A 13,023-nucleotide genomic window follows, 5' to 3' on the forward strand; every position below is an offset into this window, starting at 1 on the left:
CATGACCGACCCCGATGCCGGGTCCGCCGCGCGCAAGCGGGAACTGCTGGCGCGCAGGCTGCGCGAGCGCGCGGCGAAACCGGCCGCCTACCCGCTCTCGTTCGGCCAGCAGCGGCTGTGGTTCCTGGACAAGTTCGCACCCGGAGGCGCGGTCTACAACATCCCGCTGGCGCTGCGCGTGCGCGGGGCGCTGGACCGGGACGCGCTGCGGCGCGCGCTGGACGGCGTCGTCGCCCGGCACGCCGCGCTGCGCACCACGTTCCCCGACTCCGGCGGCGAGCCGGTGCAACTGGTGGCCCCGACCGGGACCGCCGAACTGGTCGAGCACGACCTGCCCGACGGCGACCGGGACGCGGTGGCCCAGGCGTACGCCGACCAGCGCGGCGCGGACGGGTTCGACCTGCACCGGGGGCCGCTGTTCCGGACGTCCCTGGGCCGCTTCGCCGACGACGACCACGTGCTGGTGCTGAGCCTGCACCACATCGTGTCCGACGCCTGGTCGCTGTCGGTGCTGCTGGCCGAGGTCGGCGAGGGCTACGCGGCGGCCGTGGAGGGCCGGGAGCCGGTGCTGCCCGCGCTGCGCCTCCAGTACCCGGACTTCGCGGTGTGGCAGCGCGACCGGATGGGCGACGAGACCGCCGCCGGCCACCTGGAGTACTGGGCCGGGCACCTGGCGGGCACGCCCGAGCTGCTGACCCTGCCGACCGACCGTCCCCGGCCGGCGGTGGCCTCCTACCGGGGCGCGCTGCACCCGGCGGACGTGCCCGCCGCCGACCTGGCCGCGCTGGAGGGCCTGGCCCGCGCGCACGGCGCGACGCTGTTCATGGTGCTGCTGGCCGGTTTCGCAGCCCGCCTGGGCCGGCTGGCGGGCCAGGAGGACGTCGTGGTGGGCACGCCCGTCGCGGGCCGCTCGCACGCCGACCTGGAGGGCCTGATCGGGTTCTTCGTCAACACGCTGGCGCTGCGCGCGCACGTGGGCGGCGACCCGACGTTCAGCGAGCTGCTGGGCCGCGTCCGCGAGTCGGCGGTCGACGGCCTGGCGCACGCCGACCTGCCGTTCGAACGGCTGGTGGAGCACCTGAGCCCGCAGCGCAGCCTGGGGCACGCGCCGCTGTTCCAGGCCCAGCTCATCCTGCAGAACACGCCGCCGCTGGAGTTCGCCCTGCCCGGGTTGCGGCTGTCGTCGCTGACCCCCGACCCGGGCGTGTCCAAGTTCGACCTGACGCTGGCCGTCGAGCACCGGGACGACGGGCTCGCGCTCGGCGTCGAGTACAGCACCGACCTGTTCGACGAGGCCACCGTCACCGACTTCACCGACCGGCTGGTCGCGCTGCTCGTGGCGGCGGCGGCGCACCCGGAGAAGCGGATCTCCGAGCTGGACGCGCTGACCGGCGTCCGGCGCTGGGAGGTGCTGGAGGGCTTCAACGACACCGACCTGCCGCTGCCCGCCGCGACCACCGCGCTCAACCTCGTCGCGCGCGACGGGGACGCGGTCGCTGTGTCGGGCACCGGCTCGGGAGCGCTGACCTACGCCGAGCTGGACCGGCTGGCCGACCACGTCGCGGCGCTGCTCCAGCGGCACGGCGTGCGCCGGGGCTCGCTGGTGGCGCTGCACCTGCCGCGCACCCCGGAGCTGGTCGCCTCGGTGCTGGGGGTGTGGAAGGCGGGCGCGGCGTACGTGCCGCTGGACCCCGGCTGGCCGGGCGACCGGCTCGCGCTGATGCTGGCCGACTCGGGCGCGGCCGTCCTGCTCACCGACCCGGCGCTGGACCCGTTGGCGTTCGACGGGCCCGTGCTGGCGTTGACGGACGCCGAACCAGCTGTGCCGCGACCGACCCCGGTGGCGGGCGAGGACCTCGCGTACGTCATCTACACGTCCGGGTCGACCGGCACGCCCAAGGGCGTCGAGGTGCCGCACCGCGCGGTGGTGAACCTGCTGACGTCGTTCCAGCAGCTGTTCTCGCTCGCCCCGGGCGACCGGCTGGCGGCCGTGACGACGCTGTCGTTCGACATCTCGGTGCTGGAGCTGCTGCTGCCGCTGGTGGCGGGCGCGGAGGTGCTGGTCGTGCCGGGCGACACCGCCGGCGACGGCGTCGCGCTGGGCCGGCTGCTGGCCGACCGGCGGGTGTCGGCGCTTCAGGCGACCCCGGCGACCTGGCGGCTGCTGCACGCGGCAGGCGACGTCCCGGCGGGCGTCACCACCCGGATCTGCGGCGGCGAGGCGCTGCCCCGCGACCTCGCCGACGACCTGCTGACCGACGAGTCGCTGCTGTGGAACGTCTACGGCCCCACGGAGACCACCGTGTGGTCGGCCGCCGGCCTGGTCGACCCGCCGCCCGCGCCGGTCGTGATCGGGCCGCCGATCGGCAACACCCGGCTCTACGTGCTGGACGACCGGCTGGAGCCGGTGCCGCCCGGCGTGGTCGGCGAGCTGCACGTCGGCGGGCTGGGCGTGGCGCGCGGCTACCACGACCGGCCGGGCCTGACCGCGAGCCGGTTCGTGCCCGACCCGTTCGGGCGCGTGCCGGGCGGCCGGCTCTACGCGACCGGCGACCTGGTGCGGCACCGCGCGGACGGGACGCTGGAGTTCCTCGGCCGGGCCGACCACCAGGTGAAGGTGCGCGGCTTCCGGATCGAGCTGGGCGAGGTGGAGGCGGCGCTGCTGACCTCCGGCGAGGTGCGCGAGGCGGTGGTGGTCCCCCGGGACTCCCGCCTGGTCGCCTACCTGGTGCCGGCGAAGCGCTCCGAGGACCTGTGGGCCCGGCTGCGGGCGGAACTGGCGCTGCGGCTGCCCGAGTACATGGTGCCCGCGACCGCCGTGCTGCTCGACGCCCTCCCGCTGACGCCCAACGGCAAGACCGACCGCAACGCCCTGCCGGAACCCACCTGGGCGGCGGACGGCGAGCGGGTCGGGCCGCGCGACGCCGTGGAGGAGGTGCTGGCGGGGATCTGGCGCGAGGTGCTGGGCCTGCCGGACATCGGCGTGCACGACGACTTCTTCGCGCTGGGCGGGCACTCGCTGCTCGCCGCGAAGGCCCTGGCCAGGGTGCACGGCACGTTCGCGGTGACGGTGCCGATCGGCCGGATGTTCGCCGCGCCCACCGTCGCCGGCCTGGCCACCGCGCTGGTGGCGCTGGACGAACCGGGGCGCATCACCGCCGTCGCCGAGCTGCGCGTGCAGCTCGCCGGCATGACCGACGAGGAGATCGAAGCCATGCTCGGGGAGGCACCGTGAAGCGGTTCGCCGTGGTCTGGGCGGGACAGCTCGTCTCGGTCATCGGGTCGGCGCTGACCGCGTTCGTGCTGGGGGTGTGGGTCTACCTCGGCACGGGATCGGTCACGCAGTTCGTGCTCATCCAGTTCTGCGCGGTGCTGCCGGGCATCCTGCTCGCCCCCTACGCGGGCGCGTTCGCCGACCGGTACGACCGCAAGAAGATCATGCTCTGCGCGGACTCCGCCGCCGGCCTGGTCACGGTGTTCCTGCTCGTCGCGGTGAGCACCGACTCGCTGGCGGTCTGGCAGGTCTACCTGGCCTCGGCGCTCACCGCGACGCTGAACACCTTCCACATCATCGCCTACCAGGCGCTGGTGCCCGCGCTGGTGCCGAAGGAGCACCTGGGCCGGATCAACGGCCTGATGCAGATCACCCAGGGCGTGCAGATCGCCGCGCCGCTGGTGGCGGGCGCGCTGCTGGGCCTGGTGGGGCTGCGCGGCGTGCTGGTGATCGACGTGGTGACGATGGTGTTCGCGGTCGGCGCGCTGCTCGCCGCCCGGCTCCCGGTGGTGACCGGGGGCGCGGCGAAGGCCGGCGGCCGGGAGGGCATCGGGGCCGGGCTGCGCTGGCTGCGCGGCGCACCCGGCATCTTCACGCTGTGCGCGGTGTTCGGCGTGTGGAACTTCCTGTTCGCCATCGCGGGCGGGCTGGTGCAGCCGCTGATCCTGTCGTTCTCCAGCCCGGCCACGCTGGGCGTGCTGATGGCGGCCGGCGGCAGCGGGCTGTTCGTCGGCGGGCTGGTGATGGGCGCGTGGGGCGGGCCGAAGCGCCGGGTCCAGGGCATCTACCTCGGGCTCGGCCTGGGCGGGGTGTTCCTGGTGCTGCACAGCCTCGCGCCCTCGCCGTGGCTGATCGGCCTGGCCGCGCCCGCGTTCCTGTTCACGCTGCCGCTGATGAACACCTGCTGCGTGACGCTGCTCCAGACGAAGGTGGACCCGGCGGTGCTGGGCCGGGTCCTGGCGGTGGTGCGGATGCTCAGCACCGCCGCGATGCCGATCGCCTACCTGCTGATCGGTCCGCTGTCCGACGGCGTCGCCGAACCGCTGATGGCGCCGGACGGCGCGCTGGCCTCCACGGTCGGCGCGGTGATCGGCACCGGCGAGGGCCGGGGCATCGCCCTGGTCTTCCTCGTGGTCGGCGTGCTGATGTTCGCGCTGACCGCCTACGCCTGGTCGCGCCCCCGGCTGCGGGCCGTGGACGACCTCCCCGACGCGGTGGCCGAGACCCCGGAAAGGACCCTCCAGTGACCGACCTGTCCGACCACCGCGAGAAGTTGCTGGAGCGCCTGCTCGCCCAGCGCGGCCTGGCCGCCGAGAAGCACGAGGTCACCCGCCGGCCCGAGGGCGCGACCGTCCCGCTGTCGGGCAACCAGCGCGGCCTGTGGCTGACCAGCAGGCTGGGGCTGGACGCCGGCGCGTACGCCATGTTCGCCGCCGTGCGGGTCGGTGCCGACCTGGACGAGGACCGGCTGCGGGCCGCCACGGCGACCGTGCTCGCCCGGCACGAGGCGCTGCGCACCCGGATCGCCGAGCAGGACGGCGTGCCCGAGCAGGTCGTGTCGCCGGACCCGGTGCCCGACCTGGCGGTCGTGGACCTCGCCGGCCGCGACCTGCCCGACGTGATCGCGGCCGAGGTGGACGACCCGTTCGACCTGGAGGCCGGCCCGCTGCTGCGGGTCCGGCTCATCCGGGTCGCGCCGGGCGACTGCGCGGTGCTGGTGATCGGCCACCACATCGTCTGCGACGACCTGTCGCTCACCCTGGTGGCCCGCGAGATCGGCGACGCCTACGAGGGCGTCGACCTCGGCCCGGTGGGCGCGCAGTTCCCGGACTACGCGCACTGGCAGTCCGGCCGGCTCGCCGAGGGCGAGCGGCAGCGGCAGCTCGACCACTGGGCGCAGCGGCTGGCAGGCGCACCGGACGTGCTCGACCTGGCGGCCGACCGGCCGCGCACCCGCAACCGGACGGTCGCGGGAGGCACCCACCGGTTCGTGCTGCCCGCCGAGCTGACCACCGGCCTGGCCGACCTGGCCCGCGCGCACGGGTGCACCACGTTCGCGGGGCTGCTCGCCGCGTTCTCGCTGCTGCTGGGCCGCCGCGCGGGCGTGGACGACCTGGTCGTCGGCTCCCCGACCACGCACCGGCCGTTCCCGGAGCTGGAGCGCTCGGTCGGCATGTACGTCACCACGACCGCGCTGCGGGTGGACCTGTCGGGCGACCCGACCGTCGGCGAGCTGCTCCAGCGCGCCAGGGCCACCGCCGTCGACGCGCTCGACCACGCGGAGGTGAGCTTCGACGAGGTGGCCGCGCGGGTCGCGCCGCGCCGCGACCTGGCCCACCACCCGCTGTTCCAGGTGATGCTGGTGCTCAACCGGGGCGGCGGCCGGGGCACGTGGGCCGGGTACCCGGCGGGCGCGGTGGCCGTCGACCGGGCTACCAGCCGGTTCGACATCACCCTGCACGTGCGGGAGACCGAGGGCCCGTGGGAGGCCCAGCTCGACTACAGCACGGACCTGTTCGAGCCGGACACCGTGGCGCGGATGGCCGACCACCTCGCGGCCGTGCTGGCGGCGCTGGTCGCCCACCCCGGCGCCCGGCTGTCCGAGCTGGACACCACGGCACCGGCCGACCTGGTCGCGGCGCGGGCGCTCAACGGCGGGCCGGTCGAGCCGGCGACCGGCGTGCTGGCCCGGATCGCGGAGCAGGTCGCCGCGCACCCGACCACCCCGGCCGTGCTCGCCCTGGACCACGACGGCCGGGCGGTCGCGGAGCTGAGCTTCGCCGAGCTGGACCGCCGCGCGAACGGCGTGGCGCACGTCCTGGCGGGCTGGGGCGTCGGCCCCGAGGTGCCGGTGGGCCTGGCCCTCACGGCGGGCCCGGACGCCCTCGTGGCGCTGCTCGCGGTGCTCAAGGCGGGCGGCGCGTACGTACCGCTGGACCCGGCGCACCCGCCGGCGCGGCTGGCGGGCCTGCTGGCCGACTGCGCGGCACCGGTCGTGATCACCGCGCCGGGCAGCCGGGACCGCTTCGGGGACTTCCACGGCGCGCTGCTGGACACCTCGGACGACGCCTTCACCGGGCAGGCCGCCGAGCCGCCCGCCGTGGACGTGCCGGCCGGTGGCCTGGCCTACGTGATCTACACGTCGGGCTCGACCGGCGTGCCCAAGGGCGTGCAGGTGCAGCACGACACGCTGGCCAACCTGACCCGCGCGTTCGTGGACCTGCACGACTTCACCGCCGGCGACCGCATCCTGATGGTGCCGCCGCTGAGCTTCGACGCGTCGGTGGGCGACGTGTTCCCGGCGTGGTGCGCGGGCGCGGCCGTGGTCGTGCACCCGGAGCCCGCGACGGTGAGCGGCCCGGACCTGCTGCGGCTGTGCACCGAGCACCGGCTGACCGCCGTGGACGGCCCCGCGCCGCTGTGGAAGCGGTGGGTGGCCGACCTGGAGGGCGTGACCGAGACCGACACCCCGCTGCGGGTGATGATGATCGGCGGCGAGGCGGTGCCGCCGCAGGCCGTCGCGGACTGGGCGAAGGCGACCGGTGTCGAGCTGGTCAACCACTACGGGCCGACCGAGACCACGGTGTGCGCCACCGCCCACCGCACGGTCGACGGCTCGGAGGTCGACCGCCGGGCGGCGACGCTGCCGATCGGCCGGCCGCTGGACGGCGTGCGCTGCTACGTGCTCGACCCCGACCTGCGGCCCTCGCCGGTGGGCGTGCCCGGTCAGCTGCACGTCGGCGGCACCGCGCCCGCGCGGGGCTACCGCAACGACCCGGCGCGCACCGCGTCGGCGTACCTGCCGGACCCGACCGTGCCGGGCGGGCGCATGTACGGCACGGGCGACCTGGTGCGGCTGCTGCCGGACGGGACGCTGGAGTTCCTGGGCCGGGTGGACGACCAGGTGAAGCTGCGCGGCCACCGGATCGAGCCGGGCGAGGTGCGCGCGGCGCTGCTCAAGCACCCGGCGGTGGCCGACGCGGCGGTGGCCGTGCGGTCCGACACCCTGGTCGCCTACGTCGTGCCCCGGCCCGAGGGGACCGCGCCGGAGCTGGACGTGCTGCGCGCGTTCTGCGCGGAGCACCTGCCGGAGGCGATGCTGCCCGGCGCCCGGGTCGTGCTCGACGAGCTGCCGCTGACCGCGCACAGCAAGGTCGACGTGGCGAAGCTGCCGGACCCGACACTGGAGGCCGCGCCGTACGAGCCGCCGCAGACGCCCGTGGAGCGGGTGCTCGCCGAGATCTGGGCCGAGGTGCTCGACGCGCCCCTGGTCGGCCGGAGGGACTCGTTCTTCGGGCTGGGCGGGCACTCCCTGGTCGCCGCGGCGGTGCTGGCGAAGGTCCGCGCGCTGCTGGGCGTGGCCGTGCCGCTGCGCGCGCTGTTCGCCACCGCCGACCTGGCGGAGCTGGCCGAGGTGGTGGAGGAGGCCGCCGCGTCGGACCACACGTTCGCCAAGCGGTACCGCTCCGGCCTGCCGTCGGTCGAGCAGATGTGGGCCGACGCCCAGCCGCCGGACGACATCGTGGCCGAGCACCCCCGGCGGACCGGCCCGCCGCAGCGGGCGCTGCTCACCGGGGCGACCGGGTTCCTCGGCGCGCACCTGCTGGCCGAGCTGCTGGACCGGTCCGACCTGGAGGTGCACTGCCTGGTGCGGGCGGAGACGCCGGCCGTGGCCGACGCGCGCATCCGGGCCAACCTGCGGCGCGCGCACCTGGACGTGCCGGAGGAGCACCTGGCGCGGATCGTGCCGGTGGTCGGCGACATGTCCCAGCCGCTGCTGGGCCTGGGCGAGCGCGGGTTCGACGAGCTGGCCGAGAGCATGGACGCGATCTACCACAACGGCGCGCTGATGAACTTCGTGCTGACCTACCAGTGGATGATGCCGCCGCACGTGGGCAGCACGGTGGACATCCTGCGGATGTCGACCAAGTACGCCACCAAGCCGCTGCACCTCACCTCGACGCTGGGCGTGTTCCTCGGCACGAACTACGACAAGCGGCTGGTGTTCGAGACCGACCGCGCGGAGGACCCGACCGGCCTGGACACCGGCTACCACACCACCAAGTGGGTGGCCGACATGATGGGCGTGCTGGCCCGCGACCGGGGCCTGCCGGTGTCCATCCACCGGATGGCGGCGATCGTCGGCGACGTGCGCACCGGCACGGCGAAGACCGAGTCCTACCTGAGCAGGCAGATCGCCACCTGCGCCGCCACCGGGGCGGTGCCGCGCACCACCGACCTGATCGACATGCTGCCGGTGGACCGGCTGGCCGCCGCCATCGCGGGCGTCTCGCTGCGCCCCGAGCTGTACGGCCGCGACTACCACTACTACCAGGCGGACGGGTTCGGCTACCCGGACCTCGGCGACGTGCTCACCTCCCTGGGCTGGCCGTGCGAGGTGCTGGAGTACCCCGAGTGGCGGGCGCTGATGATGGAGACCCCGGACAGCGCGTTCGGCCCGCTGGCGTTCGGCCTGACCACGACCGGCCGGCCGACGCCCCGGTTCGACACCACCGCGACCCGGCGGGCGGCGGCCGAGTGCGGCGTCGAGTTCCCACCCGCCGACGCCGCGATGATCACCCGTCACATCGAGTACCTGGCCCGCGCGGGCGTCATGCCGGAGAGGTCCTGACATGCCACTGAACCTGCCACCGGGCGAGGGCCCGCCGTCGTTCCCGGACCTGATCGCCACGGCCGGGTACCGGGCCATGGCGGCGGCGCTGCGGCTGGGTGCGTTCGCCGCGCTGGCCAACGGCCCGCTGACCGCCCCGGACCTCGCCGCCGAACTCCGCACCGACCCTCGCGGCACCGGGCTCCTCGCCGAGGCGCTGGTGGCCTTCGGCTACCTGGAGCACGGCGAGGACGGCTACCGCAACACCGCGATGACCACGAAGTGGCTGTCCGACGACGGGTACAGCACCGTCGACCGGTTCTGGGCGACCGTGCTGTTCGAGTCCTGGGACGACCTGGAGGAGTCGGTCCGCACCGGCCGGCCGGCGCTGGACTTCTACGCCTGGCTGTCCGCGCGGCCGGAGACCCTGGCCCGCTTCCAGGGGATGCTGTCCGGCCACGCGGACCACATCGGCCCGGAGGTGGCCGAGGTCGTCCCGGTGGGCCGGCGGCTGCTCGACCTGGGCGGCGGGCACGCCAAGTACGCAACCCGGCTGTGCGCCGCCCACCCCGACCTCCGGGCGACCGTGGTCGACCTGGCCGACGCGCTGGCGGTCGGCGGGCGGACCGTGGCGGAGGCGGGCCTGGCCGACCGGATCACGTTGCGGGCGGGCGACTACGACGACCTGGACCTGGGCGGCGACTACGACACCGCGCTGCTGTTCAACGTGGTGCACGGCCGCCCGGTCGAGGCGAACCGCGCGCTGCTGGAGCGGGTCGCAACGGCGCTGGCACCGGGCGGGGCGGTCGTGCTGCTGGAGCACGACGAGCACTGCGCGGACCCGGCGTCCGACGCGTTCGCCCGGGTGTTCAGCCTGAACCTGTTCCACGGCCAGGGCGGGCAGGTCTACTCCGCCGAAGAGATCGGGACCTGGTTGACCGGCGCGGGTTTCGCCGACCCCACGACCCACCCCCTCGAGTCCGCGCCCGGACAATCGCTCATCGTCGCCCGGAAAACCCCGGAGGAGTAGCGGAATGCGCGCGCTGGTGGTCGTCGTCGCCCTGCTGTGGGCCGGAATCCCGGCTCACGCGAACGCGGCGTTCAGCCTGAAGGTGAACTTCTCGGACCAGGCGACGACACCCCCGGCGGGGTACGCGCGCGACTTCGGCGAGGCGTACGGCCCCCGGGCCGGCGGCCACACCTACGGCTGGGTGGCACTCGGCACGACCACCCCGCTCGGCCTGGTCGGCAACGGGCGCAACCGGGGCGGGCCGGACGTCCGGCTCGCCACGCTGGTGCACGCCCAGCTCCCGGCCGGGTCGGCGGGCGTGTCGGCACCGGGCAGCTGGGAACTGGCCGTGCCCGACGGGGTCTACTCGGTGTCGGTCGCGGTCGGCGACGCCGGGACGGCCACCGACAGCGTCCACTACCTCAGCGTCGAGGACCAGAACGCGGTCGCCGCGTTCAAGCCGACCGCGACGGCCAAGCACGCCCTGGCCACCCGGGTGGTCGTGGTGGCCGACGGCCGGCTCACGCTGAGCCCGCGCGCCGGCACCAACACCAAGTTCCACTACGTCGACGTGGCCGAGGTCGCCGGCGCGGCGGCCCGGCCCTCGGTCCGCACGGTCACGCCCGCGAACCTGGCGACCGGCGTGCCGCCCACGTCCGGCGTCGTGGCCGACCTCCGCCTGCCGGCGGGCGCGGTGGACCCGTCGTCGCTCACCTCGTCCTCGGTGCGGTTGACCCGGGTCGCGGACGGCGGCGCGGTGCCCGCCAACGTGATCACCAGCGGCGGCGGGGACGTCGTCAACCTCTCCCCCACCGCGCCGCTCGCGCCGCAGACCCTCTACCGGTTCGACGTGACCGACGGGGTGCGGGACGTGGCGGGCAACCGGTTCCTGCCGTGGTCGTCGGTGTTCACCACCGGAGCCGGAGCCGGCGGCGGCCCGATCGCGTTCGACAAGGTCGTCGGGGTGGCGGGCGGTGCGCCGTTCACCAGCGTCGCGGTCGGGCCGGACGGCCGGCTGTACGCGGCGACCTCCACCGGGCAGATCCACCGCTTCCCCGTCGACCCGGACGGGACGCTGGGCGCGGCGACGGTGATCGACACCGTCCGCGCGCACGCCACGGCCGCCGGGCTGCCCGGTGCGCCGAATCGGACGGTGATCGGGATGGCGTTCGACCCGCGCTCCACCCAGCCGGTGCTGTGGATCACCGACAACTTCGGCGGCACCGCGAACGCGCCCGACTGGTCCGGCAAGGTCGCCCGGCTCAGCGGGCCGGACCTGGGCACCTACACCGAGGTCGTCACCGACCTGCCGCGCTCGGTCAAGGACCACGAGACGAACTCGCTGGCGTTCGGCCCGGACGGCGACCTGTACCTGTCGCAGGGGTCGATGAACGCCATGGGCGCGGCCGACCCGACCTGGGGCAACCGGTCAGAGCACCTGCTCAGCGCGGCGGTGCTGCGGCTGCGCCCGGCCCGCCTGCCCGCGACGCTGCCGGTGAACGTCCGCACCGAAGCCGGCGGCAGCTACAACCCGTACGCGGCAACGGCTCCGCTGACCATCCACGCGACCGGCGTGCGCAACGCCTACGACCTGGTCTGGCACCGCAACGGCCACCTGTACGCGCCGACGAACGGTTCGGCGGCCGGCGGCAACACCCCCGCGACCCCGGCACCGCTGCCCGCGTCGTGCGCGAACCGCCCGGACGGCCCGTACACCGGCCCCACCGTCCCCGCGATCACCGACAACCCCACCGCCGAGACCGACTACGTCTTCGACGTCAAGCCGGGCCGCTACTACGGCCACCCCGCGCCGGTCCGGTGCGAGTGGGTGCTCGCGGGCGGCAACCCGACCGCCGGCACCGACCCGTTCCAGGACTCCGCCTACCCGGTCGGCACCCGGCCGGACCGCAACTTCGACCTGGCGGGCACCTACGACGCCGGGCTGCACGCGTCGGCCAACGGCGTGATCGAGTACCGGGGCGGCGCGTTCGGCGGCCGGCTGGACGGCAAGCTGCTGGTCGTGCGCTACTCCTCCGGGCAGGACATCCAGACCTTCGACGTGGCACCGGGCGGCGCGCTGTCCAACCGGACCACCGGGATCACCGGCCTGACCGGCTTCAACCAGCCGCTGGACGTCACCCAGCACCCGGCCAACGGGCACCTGTACGTGACGGAGCTGGGCGCGAACCGGATCACCCTGCTGCGGGCGCGTTCCTGACGCCGGGAACCACGGCGGCCCTCCACCCGACCACCTGGGAACACACACGGGGGTGCGGGATGCAGGGACGCAGACAGGTTCTCCGGGCGGCGGTCGCCGGCGTGGTCGCCACGGCGGTCACCGCCGGCACCGCAACGGCCGAAGGCGCGGAGGACCCGCGCGTGGGCGCGGAGGAGGACCGGGGCGCGGCACCGGCCCGGCGGATCGGGATCCTGGTGTACGACCGGATGACGCTGCTGGACGCGGTCGGACCGGCGGAGGTGCTGTCCCGCCTGCCGGGCACGTCGGTCAGCCTGATCGGGCGCCGGCGCGGCCCGGTGCGCGGGGACACCGGGCACGGCGCGCTGGTTGCGGACCTGCGGACGGACGACGTGGACCGGCTGGACGTGCTGCTGGTGCCCGGCGGCAGCGGCGCGGGCGCGACGGCGGTGGTCGAGCACGAGCCGACCATGCGCTGGATCCGGCACATCGACGCGCGCAGCACGTGGACGACGTCGGTGTGCACCGGGTCGTTGATCCTGGCCTACGCGGGGCTGCTGCGCGGGCGCGAGGCGACCACCTACTGGTCGGCGAAGGACGTGCTGGCCACCAAGGGCGCGGTCTACGTGCCGCAGCGCTGGGTCCGCTCGGGCAAGTACGTCACGGCGGCGGGCGTGTCGGCGGGGATCGACATGGGCATCTGGCTGGCCGCCGCGCTGACCGACGACACGACGGCGCAGGCCGTCCAGCTCGCCCTGGAGTACGACCCGCAACCGCCTTTCGACACCGGCAGCCCGGACAAGGCCGGTCCCGAGCTCCAGCGCCTGGCGCTGCTCCTGCTGGCGCAGTCCCAGCAGTAGGGCGGCGGTCGCGCGGGAGTCCGGCTCGGTGGCGGGCGGAGAGGTCGGCCGGGGTGCTGCCGGCGGGTATCC

The 13,023-nt window shown here is 75.2% G+C and carries 6 protein-coding genes; all 6 read left to right on the forward strand.

Translation table 11 applies throughout. The features are described from left to right. Window position 1 precedes the first annotated feature (1 nt). The 6 genes from AB0I60_RS21340 to AB0I60_RS21365 are packed head-to-tail and all read left to right on the forward strand — an operon-like array spanning window position 2 to window position 12,951. Window positions 2–3,235 carry an amino acid adenylation domain-containing protein gene (locus tag AB0I60_RS21340; RefSeq protein ID WP_360732224.1) on the forward strand — a complete coding sequence of 1,078 codons (3,234 nt, stop codon included), beginning with the start codon at window positions 2–4 and terminating at the stop codon, window positions 3,233–3,235. After that, window positions 3,232–4,521, forward strand: a complete 1,290-nt coding sequence (locus AB0I60_RS21345) for an MFS transporter (RefSeq protein WP_360732226.1) — start codon at window positions 3,232–3,234, stop codon at window positions 4,519–4,521. Before AB0I60_RS21340 ends, AB0I60_RS21345 begins: the two co-directional genes overlap by 4 nt. Beyond that, complete coding sequence (locus AB0I60_RS21350) at window positions 4,518–8,906, forward strand: amino acid adenylation domain-containing protein (RefSeq protein ID WP_360732228.1); 4,389 nt, start codon at window positions 4,518–4,520, stop codon at window positions 8,904–8,906. Before AB0I60_RS21345 ends, AB0I60_RS21350 begins: the two co-directional genes overlap by 4 nt. Before the next feature lies 1 nt (window position 8,907). Next, on the forward strand, window positions 8,908–9,915 hold the full coding sequence (locus AB0I60_RS21355; RefSeq protein ID WP_360732230.1) for a methyltransferase: 1,008 nt from the start codon (window positions 8,908–8,910) through the stop codon (window positions 9,913–9,915). A gap of 4 nt (window positions 9,916–9,919) precedes the next feature. Next, window positions 9,920–12,112 (forward strand): Ig-like domain-containing protein, encoded by a 2,193-nt coding sequence (locus AB0I60_RS21360; protein ID WP_360732232.1) that lies wholly within the window; start codon window positions 9,920–9,922, stop codon window positions 12,110–12,112. A 59-nt stretch (window positions 12,113–12,171) separates the two neighbouring features. Beyond that, on the forward strand, window positions 12,172–12,951 hold the full coding sequence (locus AB0I60_RS21365) for a DJ-1/PfpI family protein (RefSeq protein WP_360732234.1): 780 nt from the start codon (window positions 12,172–12,174) through the stop codon (window positions 12,949–12,951). Window positions 12,952–13,023 lie beyond the last annotated feature (72 nt).

It is taken from the genome of Actinosynnema sp. NPDC050436, from assembly GCF_040655415.1.
In the GTDB taxonomy this organism is placed as follows: Bacteria; Actinomycetota; Actinomycetes; order Mycobacteriales; family Pseudonocardiaceae; genus Actinosynnema.